The organism is Caballeronia sp. LjRoot31, from assembly GCF_964253885.1.
Classification (GTDB): Bacteria; Pseudomonadota; Gammaproteobacteria; order Burkholderiales; family Burkholderiaceae; genus Caballeronia.
Genome location: NZ_CAXURX020000001.1, coordinates 1,005,128 through 1,028,521, shown reverse-complemented (window position 1 = coordinate 1,028,521; position 23,394 = coordinate 1,005,128). Strand labels below are relative to the sequence as shown.

Here is a 23,394-nt window from a genome sequence, read left to right as displayed (position 1 = left end):
AACTCGCCGGAAGGTCCTTATAATCTCGTTTCTCTGATGCCGGAATAGCTCAGACGGTAGAGCAGCGCATTCGTAATGCGAAGGTCGGGGGTTCGATTCCTCTTTCCGGCACCAAGCTTCATTTCAAGAAACCCGCATCGCCTCCAGGCTTCGCGGGTTTTTTAATTTTTCGGCCTCATCTCAAAATTAATCTTGAAGATCAATCGGTAAGTTCATGTACTTAAAGTGAAACTTTAAGTGAGCGTAATTCATAAACTTCCCGTCGTTTCCCCGATGCTTTCTTCCCGCGTGATTTGCGAACATTCGTTTGCATGAATACGTGCGCTTTCAGACACAGCGAAGTGTTAAATTTTTTTAAAGATAGGTAAAACGGTCAACCGCAACTGAATCGTGCCGTTATCACTATTAAGGAGACTCGTTTTTTAAGCAACGACTCGCATTTTCGAACACAGAAACAGCCCGGCAGTCAGCCATGTACTTTGAAGTAGATTGCGAAATATTTGCCGCTGCGGCTGTCAGGTGCCGGAAAGATCAGCAATAAGCGGGTGACGAGTTAATCAGGTGGAAGTGCTCGAAAAACAAGTTGGCGAACGAATCCTGAGGCAGAGAAAAATATCGGCTGCAGCGCGATGAATTATCACAGCCTTAAGTCACGCCAAGGGTGTTCCGTTAAAGCAACACAGAAACGTGGAAATGCACCAGCCGCGCATTCGACGCTAGCGCGAAGCCAGAGTCGAGATTGATAATCGACCTATACAAGGAGAGAAAATGATGGACGCCAAGCCGACGAAAATCCCGACGCCCGACAAGGTGCAATGTCCGGATCAAGAACCGGTCGGGGTCGAATTCCTCGCAGAGTTGCCCGAATACGTGCAGGCATTCTTCGACGAACAACGTAACCTGTGCGACCCGAAGTAATTGCTGAAATGCGCAGTACGCCCACGGTGTTTGCAGATGTTATGCAAGCCGCGGTTTCTGCACACTTGATCGTTGCAGCATGCCTTTGCAGCAGCGCCGGATTCGCACGCGGGTATTAATAGCACGACCGGAATAGCCGGACCGGTTCACCTAATAACGCCACGAGCGTGGCGCGTTTCACGATCGCCTCATCAATTGCCATACGCGCGCCCCGCGCGTCATACGTTAAGCTGCGGCTTTCTCGCTCTGGCTCCGGTATTCATGCTTCGCCATTCCCTTCTGCAAGTTCTCCGCGCCATGGCTTCCATGGCTGCTTTTGTTATTGCCATCACCGCTTGTTCCTCGGCGGCTCTCGCTGATGGCGACGACACGCCCTTCACGAATCTCATTGCGTTGTCGTCACAACGGCTGGCGCTCGCCGAGCCGGTCGCGCGCTGGAAATGGGCGCGTCACGAGCCCATCACCGATCAACCCCGTGAAGCCGCGTTGCTGGCCGTTATCGATAGCCGCGCGAAATCCGCCGGCATCGATCCGGCGTTTGCACAAGCTTTCTTTCGTGATCAGATCGAGGCGAGCAAGGACGTGCAGAACGCCCTCTTCGATAACTGGCGGAAATTGCGTGCGCCAGAAGGGACACCACCGGACCTCGCCCGCGAGACCCGGCCGAAGCTCGATCGCGTGACCAACGCGTTACTGTCCACGTTAGCGGGCGTGGAGCCGTTGCGCCATGCCGATGACTGCCCGGTGCGACTGGCCGACAGCATCGCGCGCTGGAAACATCTCACCCGCTACGATTCCGCCCAAAACGCACCGCTCGCACGCGCGTTGTCGCATGTGTGCGCGTCAGGTGGCGTGGGTGCGGTCGGCTAGACCGGCTCGCTTGACAGGCACGCGGTGGCTGCAAGCGGCACGATTGTCAGTCCGCGCGACAGACGTTCGCTGAGAATGCGGTACGTCGATAACTCGAAGCATGCCGCAGGCGCTGCCGCGCGCAGTTGCGCGGCTTCGTCGAGCGACCCGGCCATGCCGAAATACTGCCAGGCATCGACGACATGCCACACCCGCGCGCTGGTCGTCGCATCCGTTTCCTCTATCGCGATGGCGCCAGGATAGGTCCAGGGCGCGTGACTCGGGTCATCGCGACGCGCTTTGGACAGCCGGTTATGTGCAGGACGCAACCGTGCGACCGAGCGCCCTTCCACCAGCATCGCGCCGATCTCGCCGCCCGTCGCGGTCCACTCCACACGCCGGATGAGCTCCGCGAGGCGCAGATCCTTGGCCGAACGTTTCACCCCCGACAGATGCGCACGCACGCGCTGGCGCAAGCGCACGCTTCGTCCAACATACAGCGGCACGTCGTCCTCGCCATAAAACACGTAGATGCCGCAGCCGGCCGGAATCTGTTCGATGGTGTCCTCGTCAATATCTCCGGCAAGCCGGAAACGCCGGGCAACCTGTTCTATATAGCCATGCAGGGCATCGGCAGAAAATGCACGATGCAGGTGCTGCCAGAATTGCCAGAGCAGGTCAGCGTCGGCAAGCGCGCGGTGGCGCGCCGCAGGCACGAGCGCGTGCCGTTCGATCAGTGCATCGAGCCCATGCCTACGTTGCGCCGGATAGATGGCGCGCGACAACTGGACCGTGCACAACACGTCGGGCTGGAACTTGATGCCGGCCCGCTTGAACTCGCTGCGCAGGAAGCCGTGATCGAACCGCGCGTTGTGGGCAATAAACAGCCGCCCGTCGAGACGGGCCAGCAAATCATGCGCGATCGCTTCGAACGTCGGCGCGTTGCGCACCATCGAATCGCTGATCCCGGTGAGTTGCTGGATAAAGAACGGAATCGGCTGCTGCGGATTGACGAGCGAACTCCACTGCGTCACGCCGGCCGGTCCGACCTCGACCACGCCTACTTCAGTGATGCGATCCACGCCGAAGGCGCCGCCTGTGGTTTCGAGATCGACGAAAACCAGCGGTTCTGAGCTAACACTATTAGTAGTAACGATTGGGAGCACGGCGCTGACCGCTAAAAGAGGAATGGAAGCGATCCGCGCAGGAAAAGGCGTATCGATCGGCCATTTTAGCTCACGTCCGTTCAGGCACCCGGTTCCGGGCCGGTTCGACGCAAGGAAGGAGCATCGAACGCTAGTACGCATGCGCTCTTGAATCACGACGGCTGAAAAGAGAACAATCCGACGTAATAATTCCAGATTAAACCGTCCATATCTGGCAGAAGGAAATATTTACTCAACTTGTAACTATTTTTATCGAATCGTAAGCGTTTACGAGTCTTGTTACCGAAATGGGCTGTCGGCATCATAAAAGCGTACCGCAAGCACTTTAAAGGAGGTCATTGCTGTGACGACCGAACTCAAAAGCATGTTTTCGTGGATCAGGACGTTGGTAGCGTCCCAGGCAGTATTGGAATCGCATTCAGCTCTGGATTTCGACCCGGCATGGCATGGCGATCATTGGCAGAACCTTCTGTCCTCGCCAATGGACGCACGCCGTTATGTGATCGAAGACTGGACAATATCGAGTCTGCTGACATTCGATAGTAGCGACGAAGCGCAATCACCCGAAATTGGGAATGAAGCTGAAGCGATGCGGGAAGAAGTACTTGAAGCGGCTAATTAATTAAGTAAAAAGTGCCTGGAACAGGCTTCGGGGCATTGAGCCCGTTCAGGCAAAAAAAAGCGCGACTGGGAAGTCGCGCCGACAAGGTTTGGAGATCTTTTCCGTCAACGAAAAAGTCTGCCTCGGAAAGCAGAGATTTGAGTATAACGGCACGCCTTCTCGTAATCACCAACAGATCCGGCAATCATCTATTGCTGTTCCGTCAACAATCGACATCTAGGATTATTGGCGTTGTATTTTAACGATGGCGCATGTAGCAATTGCGCAACGAACCCCTGTTGACACTGCGCATTCAACCCCGCCATTCCCCCGCAAAGCCTTGCCAGCAAAGGCTTAGATTACATTTCTCAATCATTGCCGATCGCAGAATACTTTATTGCGTAAATCGGAATGCCAGTGCTGTAACGCCGTCTTTACACTTCGTCTGGTCCGGAAACGACTGTGTCTTTTGTTGGCACATGAAATCACCTGATAGCGCCTCTCGCAGCGCGTCGGAGTGAAGGTTTCCTTCAAGCCTGGGTTGTCAGACCCAAACTGCTCTCGGAGTTACAAAGATGAAAAAGACTCTCATGGTCGCCGCCCTGTCGGGCGTATTTGCAACCGCCGCTCACGCTCAAAGCAGCGTGACGCTTTACGGTTTGATCGACGCTGGCCTGACGTACACGAACAACCAAGGCGGCGATCACAACTTCAAGATGACGAGCGGCGCCGTGAACGGCAGCCGTTGGGGCCTGCGCGGCTCTGAAGACCTCGGTGGCGGCCTGAAGGCAATCTTCACGTTGGAAAACGGTTTCAGTATTGCTAACGGCACGCTGGGTCAAGGTGGTCGCGAATTTGGCCGTCAAGCCTTCGTTGGTCTGTCGAGCAACCAGTACGGCGCCGTCACGTTGGGTCGTCAGTATGACTCCGTGGTCGACTATCTCGGCCCGTTGGCTCTGACCGGCACGCAATACGGTGGCACGCAGTTCGCACACCCGTTCGACAACGACAACCTCGACAACTCGTTCCGTGTCAACAACACGATCAAGTATCAGAGCGCGAACTACGCCGGCTTCAAGTTTGGCGCAATGTACGGCTTCTCGAACCAGGCTGACGGGTTCTCGAACAACCGGGCTTACAGCGCGGGCGCATCGTACAACTACGGTCCGTTGAATATTGCTGCTGCTTACTTGCAACTGAACAACTCGGTGACGGGTGCTGGCACTGCTGCAGCAATCTCGAACACAGGCGGTGCTGTCGCGACTGACAACACGTTCGTGGCTGGCCTGCAGCGCACGTTCGGTGCTGGCTTGAACTACGCGTTCGGCCCGGCAACCGTTGGCTTCGTGTTCACGCAAACGAAGCTTGAAGACGCAGCAGCCATCACGGCTGGCGCGACCGGCGGCGCAGGCGTTGCTCTGTCGGGCGGCTACGCTCGCTTCAATAACTATGAATTGAACGGCCGTTACGCGCTGACCCCGGCATTGAGCCTGGCTGGCGAGTACACGTACACGGACGCACGTCTTGACGGCGAAAAGCCTTCGTTCCATACGTTTGCCCTGCAAACAGCTTATTCGCTGTCGAAGCGCACCGACGTGTACCTGCAAGGCGAATACGTTCACGCGATCGACCTGGGCGATGGCCTGGGCGCTCCGATCACGGGCGTAGGCATGTCGTCGACCCCGAACCAGGTCTCGGCAACGGTTGGCATTCGTCACCGCTTCTAAGCCTTGTTCAAGGTTGTACCGATGTGAAAAAGGCGCCGCTTGCGGCGCCTTTTTTTCGTCTTGAGGTTCCTGACGTTATTGCGTCAGATGAAACGCTTCAGGCCTTCGCCGGATAACGCACATCGAGGATATCGATTTGCTGGACGCCCGCGGGCGTGTGCAGCGTGACCGTATCGCCGACCTTGGCCTTGAGCAAGGCACGGGCGATAGGCGAGATCCAGCTCACGTGCCCGACATCCAGATTCACTTCATCTACGCCCACGACGGTCACCGTGTGCACTTCGCCATCGTCGCCGGCGTAATCGACCGTTGCGCCGAAAAACACCTGATCGACGTTTTCCTGCCGGCTGCTGTCCACCACTTCCGCCTTGTCGAGCCGCTTGGTCAGGAAGCGAATCCGCCGGTCAATCTCACGCAAGCGCCGCTTGCCGTAAATGTAGTCGCCGTTCTCCGACCGGTCGCCGTTGGACGCCGCCCAGGAAAGCAGTTTCACGACATCCGGCCGCTCGACGTCCAGCAGATGCAGTAGTTCGTCACGCAGACGCTGGTGCCCCGCGGGCGTGATGTAGTTCTTGGTGCCTGGGGGGACGCCAGCGGGTTGCTCAAGGTCGAGATCGTCGTCGCTCTCGTCCGATTCCTTTACAAATGCTTTGTTCATGGTGCAAACCGCTCAAAATAACGTGAAGAGGAGCGAGATAGCTCCTGTGCACGGTAACACGAAGGAGATCGGTATTACAGAAATCGAGGCGTAACCCTTCCTTTTTTGGGAGAGCTTGGCTATACTCTTGGTCTCGCGTGCGGCTGTAGCTCAGATGGATAGAGTACTTGGCTACGAACCAAGGGGTCGTGGGTTCGAATCCTGCCAGCCGCACCACTTCTTCAAAGCGTTTAGTTGTTTTGTTTCAAGCAAGCGTTTCCTGTATCAGCTTTTTGTATTACCCTGTTTCATGCGCGGCTGTAGCTCAGATGGATAGAGTACTTGGCTACGAACCAAGGGGTCGTGGGTTCGAATCCTGCCAGCCGCACCAGTTTTAAAAGGGCCTTCCTCACGGAAGGCCCTTTTTATTTGTGCGGGCGTTTGCGCGAGCGAAATCTGCACGCCGGTCCGGCGACTTCCCCTGGACGTGCGCTGGACTGGACCCCCTGACCAGGGCGCGAGGCGCAGCAACCTGCTTACTGCCGCGCAGTCGACCCGATATCGCCTATACGTCCGTCCGGCAACGGTGCATCTTCAACCGTCGCCGCTGCGCTCTGCTCGCCCAGCAGTTCCGCCCGTTCCCCGAGCAGCATTTGCGAACGATGCGGAAATTCATCGTCCACCGTGTCTCCGAACGCATGCAGCAGAAACGCTCGCAGCAATGCAATACGCAACGACGGTCCGCGCCCCTCCACTTGCGCACCGGCCTTGCCGAATATCGCCGTGCACACGACCTCGCCCCGTCCGTGGTCGTTCATCTCCAGTCGGCACGCGCGCTCCAGTACGACTGACGCCGCTTCCCACGACGTCGATGGCAGGAAACGCCCGTCCCATGCCCGGCCACGGTCATTGCCGCGGATGGACAGCGTCTGGCCGCCATCGGTGAAATGGATTTCGCGGATGAAGTCATGCAGCCCGCGCGCGACCCAATAGTCGAGCTCGGCGCCTTCCAGTTCTGATGTTTTCATAAGTGCCCCTGTGTACGCAGAATGGGTACAGGCACGCAGGTCGCGTTTCAGCGGCGGCGGTTCAGACTCAGACTCAGAACTCGCCAGCCGCTCTCGCCAAGAGGCGAACGCCAGGCGTTAATAATCGCCGCGTTCGCGATCGATCCGCATGCCGCCTTCGGTGTTGCGATGATGCGGCTCGTCACTCGGCCGCTCACGCGCGATGCGCATCACGTCCGGGTTCGTGCGCACGCGCCGCATGACGTTCGCCAGGTGCACGCGATCGCTGACCTGGATGACGAAACGCAGCACGGTGGATTCCTGCGTCACGTCCTCGTCCATGGCGATGTGGACAATATTGGCATCGGCGGACGTGATATCAGCCGCTACGCGGGCGAACACGCCCTTCGACGTGCTGACGAGCACCTTGATGGCTACATCGAATAGACGGCCCGGCTGCGGCGCCCAGGCCACGTCAATCCAGCGGCCCGGATCGCGCTTGTGAATCCGCTGGGCCACACGGCATTCGGTGGTGTGAATAGCCATACCCAGCCCGATGCCGATGTAACCCATGATGTCGTCGCCGGGAATCGGGCGACAGCAGGCAGACAACTGAACCGACATACCTTCAGTGCCCGTGATCACAACCGGCGGCGCGGTATTCGTGCTGAAGCTCTCGCGCGGGGAATCGTCGTCGTCGCGACCGGTCATCAGCACTTCAATGCGCTTCGCCATCACGGCGGCCACGCGCCGGCCCAGGCCGATATCCGCGAAAATTTCCTGGCGGCTCTTGTTGCCAGTCCATTGCGCCAGCTTTTCCCAGGCCTCAGGCGTCACTTCCGACAACGCCAGGCCATAGCCCTTGAGGCTTTGATCGACGAGCCGTTCGCCCAGTTGAACCGATTCGTTCAACCGCATGGTCTTGAGATAGTGGCGAATGGCCGAACGCGCCTTGCCGGTACGCACAAAACCGAGCCACGCGGGATTCGGCTTCGAATAAGGCGCCGTGATCACTTCCACGATATCGCCGCTCTTCAACTCGGTGCGTAGCGGCAGCAACTCGTTATTGATCTTCACCGCGACGCATTGATTACCGAGATCGCTGTGAATGGAATACGCGAAATCCAGCGCCGTCGCGCCGCGTGGCAGCGGCATGATTTTCGACTTTGGCGTGAACACATAGACCGCATCGGGGAACAGATCGATCTTGACGTGTTCGAGAAATTCGCTGGAATCTCCTGCTTCGCTTTGGATGTCGAGCAGCGACTTGAGCCACTGGTGCGCGCGCTTTTGCACGTCGTTCAGGTCAGCGCCGCCATTCTTGTAAAGCCAATGCGCGGCTACGCCCGCTTCGGCGATTTCATGCATCTTGCGCGTGCGGATCTGGAATTCGATAGGCGCACCAAACGGACCGACGAGCGTGGTGTGCAGCGACTGATAGCCGTTCACCTTCGGAATGGCGATGTAATCCTTGAACTTGCCCGGCACCGGTTTGTAGAGCGCATGCAGCGCGCCAATGCACGTATAACATTCGAGCGCGGTATCCACGACCACGCGAAAACCATAGACGTCGAGCACTTGCGAGAACGACAACTGCTTGTCGCGCATCTTCTTGTAAATGCTGAAGATGGTCTTCTCGCGGCCGGTCACGTCGGCCTTGATTTTCGCGTCCGCAATTGTGCGCTGGACCGCTTCAAGGATCTTGCCCACCACCTCACGCCGGTTGCCGCGCGCGGCCTTCACGGCGCGCTCGAGCGTGGCGTACCTATGCGGATTGAAGTTCGCGAAGCTCAGGTCCTGCAGCTCGCGATACGTGTTGTTCAACCCAAGCCGATGCGCAATAGGCGCATAGATGTCGATGGTTTCACGCGCCACGCGACGCCGCTTTTCCGGCGGCACCGCGCCCAGCGTGCGCATGTTGTGCAGCCGGTCCGCCAGCTTGACGAGAATCACACGGACGTCGCGCGCCATGGCGAGCAGCATCTTGCGGAAGTTTTCCGCCTGCGCTTCTTCGCGATTGCGGAACTCCATCTTGTCGAGCTTCGACAAGCCATCGACAAGTTCTGCAACCTTCGGCCCGAAACGTTCCGCAATCTCGGTCTTAGTCACGCCCTGATCTTCGATCACGTCGTGCAGCAACGCCGCCATGATCGATTGATCGTCGAGTTTCCAGCTGGCGCAAATTTCCGCGACCGCCACCGGATGCGTGATGTACGGCTCACCACTCTGACGATATTGCCCGAGATGGGCTTCATCGCTGAAATGGAAAGCCTGCTTGACCTGCTTGATTTCTTCCGGCGAAAGGTACGCGGCCAGCTCGGTGGTCAGTTTCGCGATGGAAACTACGTCGTGGCGGCGCGGCTTTTCCGGCGTGGCAGTCGGCCCGAACAAATGGCGAAACGATTGTTCGAGGACTGCGTCGATGTACTTGCGCGCCGCCGAGGGCGAATCGGCATCATGAGCGTTGTCATGATCGAGCGCAGGGTCTTCGGAATGAGCGCCGGAGTGAGGCTCTGTGCTGAGGACGTCGTTATGCGGGTCCACAGAGACGGACGATGGAACAGGATTCATGGTCGCCTCCGTGGTTTGCTGACGCGGTTAGTGACAAGGCGCGTAGACGTCCGGGCCCGTAATCAGACCGGAACCTTCTTCAACATCTCGACGCCGACCTGGCCGGCTGCGATTTCGCGCAGCGCAACAACAGTCGGTTTGTCGCGGCTTTCGATCTTCGGCGTATGGCCTTGAGCGAGCTGGCGTGCGCGATACGTTGCTGCGAGCGCGAGCTCGAAGCGATTGGGGATCATTTTCAGACAGTCTTCGACGGTGATGCGGGCCATGGTTGATTCCTTCTCGATATGTTCTTCATTCTACCTTATGTGACCGGAAAGCCCCGTTCACTCGGCGTGCGGCGAGTGTATGCCTAACTCGACAAACAACTGCGTATGACGGGCGTACTGTGAACCGAAACGTAGCCGTGTGGCAGCAACGAGACACTGCAATTCGCCGAGCGCGCGCTCGAAGTTCTCGTTGATCAGCACATATTCCGCTTCCGGCGCGTGCGCCATCTCGCTTCCGGCCGCCAGCAAACGGCGCACGATCACGTTCGGCGCATCCTGTCCACGCTTCTTCAGGCGCTCTTCCAGCGCATCCAGCGACGGCGGCAGGATGAAGATTTCCACCGCATTGCGAAAGCGTTTCTTGACCTGTTGCGCGCCTTGCCAATCGATTTCGAGCAGCACGTCGTGACCGCTTTTCATCTGCTCTTCAATCCACACGCGCGACGTTGCGTAGTAGTTGCCGTGTACTTCCGCGCTTTCGAGGAACTCGCCGGCGGCGAGGCGTGCCATGAAGTCATCGACGGAAGCAAAATGGTATTGAACGCCGTTTTGCTCGCCCGGACGCGGTTCGCGCGTGGTGTACGACACGGACAGGCGAATCGCTTCGTCCTGCGCGAGCAGCGCGTTGACCAGCGTCGACTTGCCCGCGCCCGACGGCGCCACGACCATGAACAGGTTGCCCGGATAAACACCGGCGTAGGTGTTGCGTTGTGCGTCGGTCATAGCGGCGTTACTCCAGGTTTTGCACTTGCTCGCGCATCTGTTCGATGAGCAATTTGAGTGTCATCGACGAATCCGCGAGTTCTTTCGCCGCCGCCTTCGACCCGAGCGTGTTCGCTTCGCGATTCAGCTCCTGCATCATGAAGTCGAGCCGCTTGCCCACTTTGCCGCCCTTTTGCAACACGTGGCGTGTTTCCGCCAGATGCGCGGAGAGACGCTGCAATTCCTCGGTGATGTCGATACGGATGCCGTAGATGGTCACTTCCTGGCGAATCCGTTCCGCGATTTCCTCGCGCGGGATGCTGGTTTGCGTGCCTTCCGGCGACGCAATCCCTAATGCGTCCTGCAACCGCTCGACAATTTTCTGCTGATGCTTCGTGATCAGTTCCGGCACGAGCGGCGTGACCTTCGCCACAATAGCTTCCATTTCCGTCACGTTCGCGATCAGCACGGAGCTAAGCGCGGCGCCTTCACGGGCGCGGACATCGATGAGTTCAGCAATCGCCTGCTTGCCGCATGCCAGGACCGCGTCGCGCAGCGTTTCCGCCGATACCCCGCTCTCCGACAAAATGCCCGGCCAGCGCAGGATTTCACCGGTGCGCATGCGCTCGGCATCGGGGAAAATATCCAGCACCGAGCGCTCGAGCGCGGCGAGTTGCGACAACGCATCGCGATTGAGCACACCTGCAATGGTGGTCTGCTCTGCGCGATTCAGGTTGATGCGGATATCGACCTTGCCGCGCGAGAGCTTGTTCATCAGCATTTCGCGCAATTGCGGCTCGCAGACGCGCACGTCTTCGGGCATGCGGAAATTCATATCGAGGAAGCGCGAATTCACCGTGCGCAATTCCACCGATACCCCCACGCCCGAGCCATTGGCGCCCGCGCCGTCCGACGCTACTTCGCGCGTAGCGCTGGCGTAGCCTGTCATGCTGTAGATCATTGTCGCGTCCGTGATTGAAGGCCGTGGCGGCTTTGCTGCTTATTGCTTGCTGCTTGCGCTGCACGGTCAGTTCGCTTCGAAACGCCCGGTATGAAGCTGCACGAGAATGGCAGGCAATGTTGGCCGGGCGAGGAAGCTGGCATTATCCCATTTTTGCCGATCCCACCCGTGGAAACGCGATGCCGCAATGCGGCGCGCGCGGATAAACACGGGACGCCGCACCGGACGCCCACTCCGATTACGGATAAAATTCGAACCTTGGCGCGATTTTTTCGCTTTTTTTACCGTAAGCCCAAGCTCCTTTCACTGCGTTTCTTTCACTTTGCCGCCTCCATGACCGACTCCACGCTGAACCCGTCCGCCCCGTTCAACCGCCCGAGCGGCCGTACCGTGGGCCAATTGCGCGACGTGCGTATCACGCGGCACTACACGAAGCATGCGGAAGGGTCGGTTCTCGTCGAATTCGGCGATACCAAAGTGATCTGCACCGCGAGCATTTCCGAGCGCGTGCCCGAATTCCTGCGCGGCCGTGATCAGGGCTGGCTCACCGCCGAATACGGCATGCTGCCGCGTGCCACGAACACCCGTAACGACCGTGAAGCTGCACGCGGCAAGCAAACCGGACGCACGCAGGAAATCCAGCGCCTGATCGGGCGCGCGCTGCGCTCCGTATTCGATTTGAACAAGCTGGGCGCGCGCACGCTGCATATCGATTGCGATGTGATCCAGGCCGACGGCGGCACGCGCACGGCAAGCATCACGGGCGCGTTTGTCGCGGCCCACGATGCCGTCACCAAGCTGCTGGCCGCCGGCAAGATTGCTGAATCGCCGATCAATCAATTCGTCGCGGCGATCTCGATCGGCGTGTACAACGGCCAGCCGGTGCTCGATCTCGACTACGACGAAGACTCGCAGTGCGACACCGACATGAACGTCGTGATGACCGGCGCTGGCGGTTTCGTGGAAGTACAGGGAACGGCCGAAGGCGTACCGTTCACGCGCGCCGAGATGAACGCGCTGATGGATCTGGCGCAAAGCGGTATCGAAACGCTGATCGCGAAACAAAAGGTCGCGCTGGAGCTGCTCAGTGTCTGATTCTGCTTCCGATAACGCGTTGAAACGCGTCGTACTCGCGTCGAATAATCCCGGCAAATTGCGCGAGTTCGCAGCACTGCTGAGTACCGCCGGCATCGATCTCGTCACGCAAGGCGAGCTGGGTGTGTCCGAGGCCGAGGAACCGCATGTGACGTTCGTCGAAAACGCGCTGGCGAAGGCGCGGCATGCATCGGCGGCAACGGGAATGCCCGCGCTCGCCGACGACTCCGGCCTCTGCGTGCATGCGTTGCGCGGCGCACCGGGCGTGTATTCGGCGCGTTATGCGCAATTGCTCAACGGTGGAGAGAAAAGCGATGCCGCAAACAATGCGCGACTCGTGAATGATCTGGCTAGCGAATCAGATCGGCGCGCATATTTCTTCTCCGTCCTCGTGCTGGTGCGTCATGCGGCAGACCCCGAACCGCTGATTGCGGAAGGCCGCTGGCACGGCGAAGTCATCGATACCCCGCGCGGGGCGAACGGCTTTGGCTATGACGCGCATTTCCTGGTGCCGTCGCTCGGACAAACGGCCGCCGAACTCGATCCCGCCGTGAAAAACGCCAGCAGTCATCGGGCGATTGCGCTTCGCCATTTGCTGGCGCGGTTGAAGGAAGGTTCGTGACGAATAGCTCAAGCGGTCCTCAGACGATCAACGTGGTCAAGGCGTTCACGTCGCCGGGCAGTATCCGGCTGACGTCGCTGCCGCCGTTGTCGTTGTACGTGCATTTCCCGTGGTGCGTGCGCAAATGCCCGTATTGCGATTTCAACTCGCACGAATGGAAAGGCGAGACGTTTCCCGAGGACCGTTATCTCGATGCATTGCGCGCCGACCTTGAGCACGCGTTGCCGATGGTCTGGGGCCGCCAGGTGCACACTATTTTTATCGGCGGCGGGACGCCCAGCTTGCTGTCGGCGAAAGGGCTGGACCGCCTGCTCTCCGATGCCCGCGCGCTGCTGCCGCTCGATGCCGACGCCGAAATCACGCTCGAAGCCAATCCCGGAACATTCGAAGCCGCGAAGTTCGCGCAGTTCCGGGCGAGCGGCGTGAACCGTTTATCGATAGGTATCCAAAGTTTCAACGAGCAGCATCTCAAAGCGCTCGGCCGGATTCACGATGCAACGCAAGCGCGTCAGGCCGTTGAAATAGCGGCCAGGAACTTCGATAACTTCAACCTCGACCTGATGTTCGCGCTGCCCAGGCAAACGTTGGATGAATGCCGGGCGGATATCGAAACGGCTATCAGCTTTGCGCCGCCGCATTTGTCGCTGTATCACCTGACGCTCGAACCGAACACGATGTTCGCCAAGTACCCGCCGCCCGTTCCCGATGACGACGCCTCCGCCGACATGCAAGACTGGATTCACGAGCGCACGGCTACGGCGGGATATGAGCGCTACGAGGTATCGGCCTATGCGAAGCCGCACAGGAAGAGCCGGCACAACCTGAACTACTGGCGCTTTGGCGACTATCTCGGCATTGGTGCGGGCGCGCATACGAAGCTGTCGTTTCCGCAGAAAATCGTGCGTCAGGTGCGATACAAACATCCGGGAACGTACATGGATGAAGCGCTCGGCGGCGCGGCGGTGCAGGAAGAGCACGAGGTCGGGCCGCGCGATCTGCCATTCGAATTCATGCTGAACACGCTACGTCTTGTGGAAGGGTTTCCGGTGCATTCGTTTAACGAACGAACCGGGCTTGCGATGTCCGCGATCGAACCGGGACTGGTTGAAGCGGAACGTCGTGGCTTGATCACGCGCGATATTGAACGCATTGCGCCCACGCAGCGCGGGCAGGATTTTCTCAACGATCTGCAAGCGCTCTTTCTCAGGGACACGCCCTCGATAAAAATCAAGGAAGAGCGTTAAATTGGACGCACCCGCCCCTAGTCTGACCACCGGCTCCGTGATGCGCCACCGTCCCTTCGCGCTCTTCTGGAGCGCGCGGGTGATGTCATCGGTTGCGTTCCAGATGATGTCAGTGGCAATCGGCTGGCAGATCTACTCGATCACCCACAGCGCGTTCGCACTCGGGCTCGTCGGCCTCTCGCAATTCCTGCCGATGTTCATGCTCACGCTGGTGGTGGGCCATGTCGCCGACCGCTACGACCGGCGCACGATCGCGTTCATCTGTCAGGCGATTCAGGGCGTGGCCGCGTTGACGCTGTGCGTGGCGACGTGGCGCGGGATCACCAGCCAGGGGCTGATCTATTTGATCGCTGCCATTGCCGGATCAGCACGCGCGTTCGAGTCGCCATCGATGGCCGCGCTCTTGCCCAACCTGATTCCGCGCGCCCAGTTACAGTACGCGACCGCGTGGTCGACGTCGGCGAACCAGACGGCGCAGATCCTCGGACCGGCAATGGGTGGTCTGCTCTATGGGCTCGGGGCGCTTACGGTATATGGCGCGGTGGCGGTGGCGTTCATTGGGGCGGCGGTGGTGCTGTCATCGATAAAGATCGAACAGGTGGTGCGCATGCGCACGCCGCTGACATTCGAATCGCTCTTCTCCGGCATCGCCTTCATTCGACGCAAGCCCGTGATCCTGGGGGCGTTATCGCTCGATCTGTTCGCGGTATTGCTTGGCGGCGCAACCGCGTTGCTGCCCGTTTTCGCCCGCGATATCCTGCACGCCGGGCCGTGGGCGCTCGGCGTCCTGCGCGCGGCGCCTGCGGTTGGCGCGCTGGCCGGATCGATTTATCTCGCGCATTTTCCGCTGCGGCAGCGGGCCGGGACGGCGCTGTTCGGCGGCGTGATTGCGTTTGGCATTGCCACGATCGTGTTTGGGTTATCGCGGAACCTCTACGTTTCGCTGATCGCGCTGGCCGCGCTAGGCGCCTCCGATGTAATCAGCGTCGTCGTGCGTATGTCGCTCGTGCAGTTGCAAACCCCCGACGATATGCGAGGACGCGTGGGCGCCATCAATTCGCTGTTTATCGGAACATCGAATCAGTTGGGCGAGTTCGAGTCGGGGATGACGGCAGGATTGTTCGGCGCAGTGCCCGCGGTGCTGATTGGCGGCGTGGGCACGATCGCCGTTGCGTTGTTATGGATGCGATTGTTTCCGGGTTTGCGGGCGACCCGATCGTTGGAAGGTTGAGTCCGTCTTGCTTGCTGGACGCGAGAGAAAGTTGCGCTACAATACGCGCCTTGCCGGAAAGGTGCGGCGCGGTTTGAGCGCACTTTTCTAGTAGTTGCTGTGTGTGAAACGTGGAAGCGTGGCCGAGCGGTTTAAGGCACTAGTCTTGAAAACTAGCGACGGGGTGACTCGTCCGTGAGTTCGAATCTCACCGCTTCCGCCAGAACAGCACTCCGCCTTGTCTGCAACCCTCTGCTTCAACTCCCGCCTCCATACCAAGCCATTCACACCGCCAGTTCGTCCGGCGAGTGAGTCTTGAGCCAATCGGCCAGAACCACGTCGATTCGCGTCTGCCATCCCTCACCCGACGCGCGAAACGCTTCCACGACCTGCGGCGAAAGTCGAAGCGATAGCGGAATTTTCGTTGGCGCTTTTTGCGGACCGCGAACGCCTGTCTTCGCTCGCAATGATGCGGGTAACGCAGCGCCACCGCGCTTGAACGTCTTGACGTCCGCGGCAGTCAGTTCGCGGACTTCGCCACTCTCGTCAATCATGGGCTTACGTGCTGGCATAGTGATTCACCTCTCTCGAATTAGCTTTGGCGAACTGATCACGCGAATTCCATCATGGGTTTCAGCGAAACAGAGAACATGCAAGCGTTCGTCGAGATATCCCAAAGCGACGTACCGCACTTCGCTATAAACACGCCGATCATCGGAACCGATCAACGCTGTCTCGAAATTGAATTCAGCAGCCCGTTCGAACGATAAACCCCGTTCAGCGATGTTGCGGGCGCTCTTATTCACATCGAAGGAGACTTGCATCGATCAAATTGTATATACAAAATTCGCTCCAGGCCAGGCTTTTTGTATATACAAAGATCGAAGTGAGGCGCATCACAACGCCAGTTCGTCCGGCGAGTGAGTCTTCAGCCAGTCGGCGAGCGCAGCGTTCAGGCGCGATTGCCAACGCGGTCCGGTCGCGCGAAACGCTTCGAGTACTTCGTTGTCTAGGCGGACAGTGGTCGGTGTCTTCGTGCTGCCTAGAGGACGCCCCCGCCGAACCACCTTCCCCCCATCGCGTAACTCCGCGCCAGCGATCCATTCATTGGTGATTTCGGGCGCATCGTCGGGATCAACCCAAGTGCGGGGTGAGTCTTTTAGCTTCGCGGTCATTTGCTTTCCTCATGCTTATGATGCGGCGGTCCGCGCCGCGGGGTGTCCAAACCAACACGACAATCCGGCCATGCAACCAGCCCGCAGTCGTGAATCGTTGTTCCCCGTAATCGGAGCGCAAGTCTGGTTGCGTCAGCGTCAAGCCCGCAAAAACCTCGGCAGCAAGCTCAAAGTCCAGTCCGCGTTCACTAAAGGTTTTGTCGCGCTTCGCGCTGTCGTAGATAATTCCCATCTAATTATTGTACTAACATCAACTCAAAAGCAATGTCATTTTTTGTTAGTACGAAAATTGGCTTTAGCTCGATAAAAAACCCCGCGTCGTCACCGATGCGGGGCTAGCGTACCCAACACACCGCCAAACCTCACCCCACATCCGGCTCGCCTTCCCCCGGCTTCTTCCCAGGCTTATCGCTTGGCGCCTGCTTACGGTCGTCATCGGCACGATCCGGCATCTTGCTTGCCTCGTTATCGCTATGCTCGGCGGGCTTCGGCTTTTTCACATCAGTGGAATCGCTGCTCATGGTTCTCTCCTTGCGCATCAAAATGCAGTGGACGTGCAAAATGGGGCAGCAAGACCCGGACCACCCGCGTATTGTTAAGCATGAGTGCAACGATTCGTGGAGCTTCGCCAGCCATGACCTCCCGTTTGAAAACCGCGCGTATCGCGCTCACCACCATGGCAGTCGCGGCAGCCATCGCCGCCTGCACAATCACCCCGCCGCCCAGCGCGCTTGAACCCAAACCCGCCGCCGCCGTGAGCGGCGCGACGCTCGACCAGTACAAGGTGCGCGTCGCGCAACACATCTTCGATCGCAATCCTTCGCTGGTACTCAAAGGCACGCCGCAAGCCATGCTGCGCTCGCTCGTCGTGGTCGCGTTCACCGTGGACCGCAACGGCCGCGTGATCCGGTCGTCCGTCTACCGGACCAATGGCGACGACGAAGCCGAAGCCACTGCCCTCACATCGCTGCGACGCGCATCGCCATTGCCCACGCCGCCCGCGCGTCTGCTCGACGGCAACGGCCAGCTCGATTTGTTCGAAGACTGGCTCTTCAACGACAACGGCCAATTCCAGCTACGCAGCGTCCATTCACCGCAGGCAACCACCATCGATTGAGCGGAACCGAGCGGAACTATTGGTGCATTCATCAATACGGTTTCCTTGCCGGTCACGGCGCACGGTCGTTATAATTTTCGATACCCCACGCCGGCCATGCCGGCAAAGCCGTCGCCGCCGCCCATCCAGCGCTTGATCGACGCGCCTGACCGGTCGACTCCGCGACACACTGCGCGCAGTCCAACGCCGTTCGTTTTCATCGCCGTACGTACATCGCATCGAGCGCCCGGCGCCCGTTGCACGCTGCGCATTCAATACAAAGCGTCCCGACGCGCGCCCCCGTTCCCGGGCGCGACACGAAGGGCGAACCGGAGACACCATGTCATCAGCCTCACCCTCGGGCTCCTTACCCGCATCGCCCGCAAGCGACGCGAAAATGAGCAGTTCCCGCGTGATCTTCGCGAGTTTTATCGGCACGGCGATTGAGTTCTACGATTTCTATGTCTACGCGACCGCCGCCGCGCTGGTTATCGGCCCGGTCTTTTTCCCGCATAGCTCGCCCGCCGCGCAAGCGTTGTCGGCGTTCGTCACGTTCGGTATTGCGTTCATCGCGCGGCCGATCGGCTCGTTCATCTTCGGCCATTTCGGCGACCGCATCGGGCGGAAATCAACGCTCGTCGCCTCGCTGCTCGTGATGGGCGTGTCGACCACGCTGATCGGCTTCGTTCCGGGCTATGCGTCCATCGGCAGCCTGGCGCCGGTGCTGCTGTGCATCCTGCGCTTCGGCCAGGGCATCGGGCTTGGCGGCGAATGGGGCGGTGCAGCACTCCTCGCCACCGAATACGCGCCGCAAAACAAGCGCGGCTGGTTCGGCATGTTCCCGCAACTCGGGCCGTCGGTGGGTTTCCTGGCATCGAATGGATTGTTCTTTGGACTGGCGCTCTCGCTCACCGACGAACAATTCCGTAGCTGGGGCTGGCGCGTGCCGTTCATCGTCAGCTCGGTGCTGGTGGCGCTCGGACTTTATGTGCGCCTGAAAATCGCGGAAACGCCGGCGTTCCGCGAGGCGATCGAGAAAAAGGAACGCGTGCGCGTGCCTATCGCGACGCTGTTCAGCCAATACCTGAAACCCACGCTGCTCGGCGCGATCGCGATGATCGTCTGCTACACGCTGTTCTACATCTCGACGGTTTTCTCGCTCTCGTATGGCGTCTCGACGCTGCATTTCACGCGCGAGAAATTCCTCGGTTTGCTGTGTTTCGCGGTGCTTTTCATGGCTATCGCGACGCCGATTTCCGCATTAGCCAGCGATAAATTCGGCCGCCGGCCAGTGCTGATTGTGGGTTGTATCGCGGCGATCCTGTCGGGATTCACCATGGCCCCGCTGCTCGGCAGCGGCAACACCTACGCGGTCGCGCTGTTCCTCACCATCGAACTGTTCCTGATGGGCGTGACCTTTGCCCCGATGGGCGCGCTGCTGCCCGAGTTGTTCCCGACCAACGTGCGTTATACCGGCGCGGGTGTCGCGTATAACGTGGGCGGGATCCTGGGGGCGTCGGTGGCGCCGTACATTGCGCAATTGCTGGCGAATCGGGGCGGGTTGGCGTGGGTCGGCGGGTATGTGTCGGTCGCAGCGGCGATCAGCCTGCTCGGCGTGCTGTGCATGCGGGAAACGCGGGACATCAAGCTTTCGTAGCGCGTTTTGCGTGCCGGCAAGGTTTCACGAACTTGCCGGCACGCGTTTGTTCACGACCCCTCTTTCATCTGTCACGCCGGTTCGAGGCGTGCGCCGGAACCGGCGGACGTTTCGGCAGCCGCGCCCGCTGCGCCTCCTTACGGTCGCGCCAGAGGGCCGCAAGCCAGATCAGGCTGCCGATCGCGATGGCGTCGCCGGTCAGCCCCGCGATCCACTGGTATTGTCCAAGCGACACGAGCCGCAAGGCCGTGTCGATGACCAACGACATGCACGCGCCCGCGATAAAACACACCAGCCCCTGCTTGCCGATGTTCACCACGCTCGGCAAGCTCTTCGCCAGCGCCTTGATCCATCCGGCGTGCACCGCCTGAGCGAACAGCCACGCGATGACGACAAAACTCACTATGCGCAAGCTCGCCAGGTTCTGCTTCATATATCCCGGAGGCGCCTGCGTCTCCAGGAACAGCTTCGCGAACGCAAACGTCAGGAACACGAGAACGGCTGCACGGGTCATCCAGCGCGCGGTTTTCGAATCGTGGAATTCGGCGGGGATCGGCTGAACGCGCGCCAGGATACCGAGCGCGAACATCAGTTGCCACGCGAACGGGTTGAAGGACCACCCTTCCGCGTAAGCCGACGGTAGCCATTGCGCGAGCGATGATGCAAAAAGCCATACGCCGAGACTGCCAAACAGCACGACCACCGGCTTACGTTCGGCCAACGGCACAACGAATGGCACGACGAGCGCGAACATGGCGTACATAGGCAATACGGCCGATAAATACGGCTGGTGCCGCAACGTAGCGATATCAAACGTCAGCCCCAGCGGCCGGGCCAGGAACGACGGCCATTCGGTGATCTGGAGCATGGGGGTATCGATGCGCAGCCACATGAGCAGCGCGCCGCCCAACAGCATCATCACAGCCGTGAAAAGGTACGCGCGATAAATCTCCCAACTGCGCTTCAGGAAGCGGCGGCAGGCGGCCCCGTGGCTCCGGTTCGCGGCCAGCGTTGTATAAGCGGCTGCCGATGCATATCCGCCCAGAAACACGAAAACCTCTGCGGAATCGCAGAACGCGTAGCTATGGAGTGTAAATGTGGATAAGACGCTTCCCGAAATGTGATCGACGGCAATCACCAGCAGCACGACTCCCCTGAAGAAATCCACTTCGAGAGAACGGCGATTTGGGGGATTCATAAAGCAGCTCCGTGGATAAGGCTCGCCCTGCACGGGAAAACATCAGTTCGGGTTAGTACGGACAGCGCCCGGAAAATTCCCATCAGATCATTGGATAAATGCAACGACCGGGCCTTCGCTTATTTTTGTGCAACTTGCGTACCGGCACGTCCTGTCTATACTCAACTCAGACTGAACATTCATGAGGCCAGCGTCATGCGCATTCATCTTCAAAGTGCTGATGTGGTTGCGATAATCGCTATTGCGCTATTCACGGCACTCATGCTGGCCGTGCGTTTCCGGACGACGAGCTGGCGCGGAATCGTGTTGCAGGCGCTGATTGCAAACGTCGGCGCCATTGCCGCCGTAGTCGCTTTCGAAGTAATGACCACCTGATCTTTAGTAAGCACTCCACGTCCCGTCTAATACAGTAATCGATAAAACTTTCAATCGCCCTGGGTCATCGTTGAAACGTTTGCGTGCCATTCAAAAGCCCGAATAATACATTACTTATTCATTACATTCCTCTCTCCACTCTCGCCACCCCGACGAGAGTGTTTTGGGGCGCCGGCTCATAGCTGCGCCCCGTTTTCTTTTCGCAAGTACTTTCGCAAGTACGTTGCCGGGCACCAATCGGCTGGATTATTGAGACAGATCGGTATAATCACCGCTTTGCCGACAGCCGGTCGCATGGCTCACTGCATATGATTCGCGCGTTACGCTCTCTGCCCCGATTTACTCTTCGGCGCGCACGCAGCCTCTGGTATCGCTATGGCATTTTCTGGGTTGGCGCGATTGCGGTCGGGCTCGTCGCGGTGCTGTACGCGAAGCTCATCGACTGGGGCTATAACGCGTTTCGTACCGTTCAGCACGACCATGTCTGGTTGCCGCTGATTCTCACGCCGGCGGCGGCCGCGTTATCCGTCTGGCTCACGCGAAAGTTCTTTCGCGGCTCGGAAGGCAGCGGCATTCCACAGGTCATCGCCGTATTGCATAGTCCGCCCGGACTGGGGACACGGCTGCTGTCGCCGGCCATCCTGATCGCCAAGATGGGGATCTCGTTTATCGCAATCCTGGGAGGCTTCACCATCGGCCGCGAAGGTCCGACAGTGCAGGTCGGTGCGGCGTTGATGTACAACCTGCGGCGACTGTTTCCGCGCTCGAACGCCCGCATTGAACGGCAACTCGTGCTGGCGGGCGCGGCGGCGGGGTTATCGGCGGCGTTCAACACCCCGCTCGCCGGCATTGTGTTCGCGATCGAAGAACTGACGCGCAGCTTCGAAGCGCGTACGAGCGGCGTGCTGATCACGGGCATCATCCTCGCGGGTATCGTCGCGCTCGGCCTGAACGGCAATTACACCTATTTCGGCACCATCGACGTCAGCGCGCATTTCCCCAACCTGCTGGCGGTCGCCGTGGTACTCACGGCCGTCGTGACGGGCATCGCGGGCGGCCTGTTTTGCTGGTTGCTGCTCAATACGTCCAAATGGATTCCGGCACGTCTGCGCGAGATGCACGCGACGCGCCCGGTTATGTTCGCCACGCTCTGCGGGCTGATTATCGCCGTGATCGGGCTCGTGTCGGGCGGCACGACCTTCGGCAGCGGTTACGCCGAGGCGCGCGGCCTGCTGGAAGGCCACGAGCAGCTTTCGCCACTGTATCCGCTGCTCAAGATGGTCTCGATGATCGGCTCGTATCTGCCCGGCATTCCGGGCGGCATCTTTGCGCCGTCGTTATCGATTGGTGCCGGCTTCGGCAACGTGCTGCATATGGTCTTCAGCCATATGCAGCTGTCGATGCTGATTGCGCTCGGCATGGTCGGTTATCTGGCGGCCGTCACGCAGTCGCCGATCATGTCGTTCGTGATCGTGATGGAAATGATCAACGGTCATGCGCTGGTGATTTCGCTCATGGCAACGGCCCTGATTGCGAGCCGGGTGTCGCGCTTGTTCTCACCGCCGCTTTACGAAGCGTTGGCTCAGCGCTACATGACCCCACTGCCTTTGCCCGTGCCCCGGGCATCGCCCGAAGTGCCTGAAACGCCCGTCGAGAACGAAGAGCCAGTCACCAAATAGCGCTCGGGCAAACTTAATAGACGTAGATGCGTGGCACCGGATGATAAGCATACGGATGTGCCGGCACGACGATACAGCCACCCAGCAAGGTTGCGAGCAAGCCGATAATCAACAGTTTGGTTTTCATGTGGAACTCCGGTAACGGGTTCATTGGATGTGGGCGGCGCTTAACAGGCCGCCCGTGCGGCTAACGAGGTATCGCAGGGCGTCAGGCCCAGTGTCCGGGCATCCAGCGCCATGCACCGCCGCGTGCGATCCAGTGTCCCGGCACCCAGTGGTACCCCACGCGCTCGACTTGCCAATGCCCCGGATTCCACACGTACTGGCCGTGTTCCCAACGCCAGTGGCCGTTGTCCCACACATAACCCACCCGTGCCGGCGGAACGGATTCCACGCGCACGGGCGGCGGCGCATTCGGCGCCACGATAATCACTTCAGCCGACGCACTTCCAGCGACCGCCGCGACGCCGGCCAGAACAATAGCCGCTTGGGCAATGAACAAACGTATTTTCATGATCGGCCTCTTTGAGTTGGTCGCCTTGTATTGGCGATACACACTCAATGCGCGAGGCCACGGTTTAGCCGACAGCGCCCGTGTAACGACGATGGCTAAACTGCAACGGAATATTGATGTAAGT

At 59.3% G+C, this 23,394-nt stretch carries 27 protein-coding genes and 4 tRNA genes; 16 read left to right on the top strand and 15 right to left on the bottom strand.

Annotated elements, in window-relative coordinates; translation table 11 throughout:
• The first annotated feature begins 38 nt into the window (after positions 1 to 38).
• From ACSQ8V_RS04475 to ACSQ8V_RS04465, 3 genes are all read left to right on the top strand, one after another.
• A tRNA-Thr gene (locus ACSQ8V_RS04475) sits at positions 39 to 114 on the top strand.
• Positions 115 to 768: 654 nt separating this feature from the next.
• Positions 769 to 918: a hypothetical protein gene (locus ACSQ8V_RS04470; protein WP_213762659.1), complete on the top strand. Its 150-nt coding sequence runs from the start codon at positions 769 to 771 to the stop codon at positions 916 to 918.
• Between the two features lie 297 nt (positions 919 to 1,215).
• On the top strand, positions 1,216 to 1,788 hold the full coding sequence (locus ACSQ8V_RS04465; protein ID WP_436181025.1) for a chorismate mutase: 573 nt from the start codon (positions 1,216 to 1,218) through the stop codon (positions 1,786 to 1,788).
• On the opposite strand, the gene ACSQ8V_RS04460 is transcribed toward ACSQ8V_RS04465, so the two are convergent.
• On the bottom strand, positions 1,785 to 2,933 hold the full coding sequence (locus tag ACSQ8V_RS04460) for an exonuclease domain-containing protein (RefSeq protein ID WP_346730448.1): 1,149 nt from the start codon (positions 2,931 to 2,933) through the stop codon (positions 1,785 to 1,787). The two genes, ACSQ8V_RS04465 and ACSQ8V_RS04460, sit on opposite strands and share 4 nt — an antisense overlap.
• Positions 2,934 to 3,297: 364 nt before the next feature.
• Here ACSQ8V_RS04460 and ACSQ8V_RS04455 point away from each other — a divergent pair, with 364 nt between their 5' ends.
• Together ACSQ8V_RS04455 and ACSQ8V_RS04450 are read left to right on the top strand one after the other, a co-directional pair.
• A complete protein-coding gene (locus ACSQ8V_RS04455) occupies positions 3,298 to 3,555 on the top strand; it encodes a hypothetical protein (RefSeq protein ID WP_436206593.1) in 258 nt (85 codons plus the stop codon).
• 554 nt (positions 3,556 to 4,109) lie between these two features.
• Entirely contained in the window at positions 4,110 to 5,261 is a 1,152-nt protein-coding gene (locus ACSQ8V_RS04450) for a porin (protein ID WP_213762533.1), read from the top strand.
• Positions 5,262 to 5,358: 97 nt separating this feature from the next.
• Here the strand turns inward: ACSQ8V_RS04450 and greB are convergent, their stop codons facing one another.
• The gene (gene greB, locus ACSQ8V_RS04445; protein ID WP_436205010.1) at positions 5,359 to 5,919 is read right to left on the bottom strand and encodes a transcription elongation factor GreB; all 561 of its coding nucleotides are present in this window, start codon (positions 5,917 to 5,919) and stop codon (positions 5,359 to 5,361) included.
• 139 nt (positions 5,920 to 6,058) lie between these two features.
• On the opposite strand from greB, the gene ACSQ8V_RS04440 reads away from it, so the two are divergent.
• Positions 6,059 to 6,135: transfer RNA gene (locus tag ACSQ8V_RS04440), tRNA-Arg, on the top strand.
• A gap of 77 nt (positions 6,136 to 6,212) precedes the next feature.
• Positions 6,213 to 6,289 (top strand) — tRNA-Arg (locus ACSQ8V_RS04435).
• 145 nt (positions 6,290 to 6,434) lie between these two features.
• On the opposite strand, the gene ACSQ8V_RS04430 is transcribed toward ACSQ8V_RS04435, so the two are convergent.
• From ACSQ8V_RS04430 to ACSQ8V_RS04410, 5 genes are all read right to left on the bottom strand, one after another.
• Positions 6,435 to 6,926, bottom strand: a complete 492-nt coding sequence (locus tag ACSQ8V_RS04430; RefSeq protein WP_213762531.1) for a phage protein NinX family protein — start codon at positions 6,924 to 6,926, stop codon at positions 6,435 to 6,437.
• 117 nt (positions 6,927 to 7,043) lie between these two features.
• Entirely contained in the window at positions 7,044 to 9,476 is a 2,433-nt protein-coding gene (locus ACSQ8V_RS04425) for a RelA/SpoT family protein (protein ID WP_436205009.1), read from the bottom strand.
• A 62-nt stretch (positions 9,477 to 9,538) separates the two neighbouring features.
• Positions 9,539 to 9,742 carry a DNA-directed RNA polymerase subunit omega gene (rpoZ, locus tag ACSQ8V_RS04420; protein ID WP_031359151.1) on the bottom strand — a complete coding sequence of 68 codons (204 nt, stop codon included), beginning with the start codon at positions 9,740 to 9,742 and terminating at the stop codon, positions 9,539 to 9,541.
• Between the two features lie 57 nt (positions 9,743 to 9,799).
• Positions 9,800 to 10,465, bottom strand: a complete 666-nt coding sequence (gmk, locus tag ACSQ8V_RS04415; RefSeq protein WP_436205008.1) for a guanylate kinase — start codon at positions 10,463 to 10,465, stop codon at positions 9,800 to 9,802.
• A gap of 7 nt (positions 10,466 to 10,472) precedes the next feature.
• Positions 10,473 to 11,405: a YicC/YloC family endoribonuclease gene (locus ACSQ8V_RS04410; protein ID WP_158936426.1), complete on the bottom strand. Its 933-nt coding sequence runs from the start codon at positions 11,403 to 11,405 to the stop codon at positions 10,473 to 10,475.
• 348 nt (positions 11,406 to 11,753) lie between these two features.
• Between ACSQ8V_RS04410 and rph the strand changes: the two genes are divergently transcribed.
• The 5 genes from rph (at position 11,754) to ACSQ8V_RS04385 (ending at position 15,799) form a co-directional block, all read left to right on the top strand.
• On the top strand, positions 11,754 to 12,500 hold the full coding sequence (gene rph / locus ACSQ8V_RS04405; protein ID WP_436206592.1) for a ribonuclease PH: 747 nt from the start codon (positions 11,754 to 11,756) through the stop codon (positions 12,498 to 12,500).
• Positions 12,493 to 13,122 carry an RdgB/HAM1 family non-canonical purine NTP pyrophosphatase gene (gene rdgB, locus ACSQ8V_RS04400; RefSeq protein ID WP_436205007.1) on the top strand — a complete coding sequence of 210 codons (630 nt, stop codon included), beginning with the start codon at positions 12,493 to 12,495 and terminating at the stop codon, positions 13,120 to 13,122. The genes rph and rdgB overlap by 8 nt, the downstream gene beginning before the upstream one ends.
• Positions 13,119 to 14,366 carry a radical SAM family heme chaperone HemW gene (gene hemW, locus ACSQ8V_RS04395; RefSeq protein ID WP_436205006.1) on the top strand — a complete coding sequence of 416 codons (1,248 nt, stop codon included), beginning with the start codon at positions 13,119 to 13,121 and terminating at the stop codon, positions 14,364 to 14,366. The genes rdgB and hemW overlap by 4 nt, the downstream gene beginning before the upstream one ends.
• Positions 14,367 to 14,406: 40 nt before the next feature.
• Positions 14,407 to 15,597: an MFS transporter gene (locus ACSQ8V_RS04390; protein ID WP_436206591.1), complete on the top strand. Its 1,191-nt coding sequence runs from the start codon at positions 14,407 to 14,409 to the stop codon at positions 15,595 to 15,597.
• Positions 15,598 to 15,709: 112 nt separating this feature from the next.
• Positions 15,710 to 15,799 (top strand) — tRNA-Ser (locus ACSQ8V_RS04385).
• A 61-nt stretch (positions 15,800 to 15,860) separates the two neighbouring features.
• Here the strand turns inward: ACSQ8V_RS04385 and ACSQ8V_RS04380 are convergent.
• The 5 genes from ACSQ8V_RS04380 to ACSQ8V_RS04360 form a co-directional block, all read right to left on the bottom strand.
• The gene (locus ACSQ8V_RS04380; protein ID WP_158936422.1) at positions 15,861 to 16,148 is read right to left on the bottom strand and encodes a BrnA antitoxin family protein; all 288 of its coding nucleotides are present in this window, start codon (positions 16,146 to 16,148) and stop codon (positions 15,861 to 15,863) included.
• Positions 16,149 to 16,154: 6 nt separating this feature from the next.
• Positions 16,155 to 16,400: a BrnT family toxin gene (locus tag ACSQ8V_RS04375; protein WP_436205005.1), complete on the bottom strand. Its 246-nt coding sequence runs from the start codon at positions 16,398 to 16,400 to the stop codon at positions 16,155 to 16,157.
• A gap of 72 nt (positions 16,401 to 16,472) precedes the next feature.
• Positions 16,473 to 16,751: a BrnA antitoxin family protein gene (locus tag ACSQ8V_RS04370; protein WP_436205004.1), complete on the bottom strand. Its 279-nt coding sequence runs from the start codon at positions 16,749 to 16,751 to the stop codon at positions 16,473 to 16,475.
• A complete protein-coding gene (locus tag ACSQ8V_RS04365; protein ID WP_213762521.1) occupies positions 16,711 to 16,983 on the bottom strand; it encodes a BrnT family toxin in 273 nt (90 codons plus the stop codon). The genes ACSQ8V_RS04370 and ACSQ8V_RS04365 overlap by 41 nt, the downstream gene beginning before the upstream one ends.
• A 130-nt stretch (positions 16,984 to 17,113) precedes the next feature.
• On the bottom strand, positions 17,114 to 17,272 hold the full coding sequence (locus ACSQ8V_RS04360; RefSeq protein WP_436205003.1) for a hypothetical protein: 159 nt from the start codon (positions 17,270 to 17,272) through the stop codon (positions 17,114 to 17,116).
• A gap of 113 nt (positions 17,273 to 17,385) precedes the next feature.
• On the opposite strand from ACSQ8V_RS04360, the gene ACSQ8V_RS04355 reads away from it, so the two are divergent.
• The gene (locus ACSQ8V_RS04355) at positions 17,386 to 17,868 is read left to right on the top strand and encodes an energy transducer TonB family protein (RefSeq protein ID WP_436205002.1); all 483 of its coding nucleotides are present in this window, start codon (positions 17,386 to 17,388) and stop codon (positions 17,866 to 17,868) included.
• 68 nt (positions 17,869 to 17,936) lie between these two features.
• Here the strand turns inward: ACSQ8V_RS04355 and ACSQ8V_RS04350 are convergent, their stop codons facing one another.
• Positions 17,937 to 18,068 (bottom strand): hypothetical protein, encoded by a 132-nt coding sequence (locus ACSQ8V_RS04350; protein ID WP_255631177.1) that lies wholly within the window; start codon positions 18,066 to 18,068, stop codon positions 17,937 to 17,939.
• A gap of 119 nt (positions 18,069 to 18,187) precedes the next feature.
• Here ACSQ8V_RS04350 and ACSQ8V_RS04345 point away from each other — a divergent pair, with 119 nt between their 5' ends.
• Positions 18,188 to 19,504: an MFS transporter gene (locus tag ACSQ8V_RS04345; protein WP_213762518.1), complete on the top strand. Its 1,317-nt coding sequence runs from the start codon at positions 18,188 to 18,190 to the stop codon at positions 19,502 to 19,504.
• A 64-nt stretch (positions 19,505 to 19,568) separates the two neighbouring features.
• Here the strand turns inward: ACSQ8V_RS04345 and ACSQ8V_RS04340 are convergent, their stop codons facing one another.
• The gene (locus ACSQ8V_RS04340) at positions 19,569 to 20,702 is read right to left on the bottom strand and encodes an OpgC domain-containing protein (RefSeq protein ID WP_436205001.1); all 1,134 of its coding nucleotides are present in this window, start codon (positions 20,700 to 20,702) and stop codon (positions 19,569 to 19,571) included.
• Between the two features lie 195 nt (positions 20,703 to 20,897).
• On the opposite strand from ACSQ8V_RS04340, the gene ACSQ8V_RS04335 reads away from it, so the two are divergent.
• Positions 20,898 to 21,077 (top strand): hypothetical protein, encoded by a 180-nt coding sequence (locus tag ACSQ8V_RS04335; RefSeq protein ID WP_436205000.1) that lies wholly within the window; start codon positions 20,898 to 20,900, stop codon positions 21,075 to 21,077.
• 308 nt (positions 21,078 to 21,385) lie between these two features.
• Positions 21,386 to 22,756, top strand: coding sequence for a chloride channel protein (locus ACSQ8V_RS04330; RefSeq protein ID WP_436204999.1), 1,371 nt, complete (start codon positions 21,386 to 21,388; stop codon positions 22,754 to 22,756).
• 208 nt (positions 22,757 to 22,964) lie between these two features.
• Here ACSQ8V_RS04330 and ACSQ8V_RS04325 read toward each other — a convergent pair whose 3' ends face one another.
• The gene (locus tag ACSQ8V_RS04325) at positions 22,965 to 23,270 is read right to left on the bottom strand and encodes a YXWGXW repeat-containing protein (protein ID WP_436204998.1); all 306 of its coding nucleotides are present in this window, start codon (positions 23,268 to 23,270) and stop codon (positions 22,965 to 22,967) included.
• Between the last annotated feature and the right edge of the window lie 124 nt (positions 23,271 to 23,394).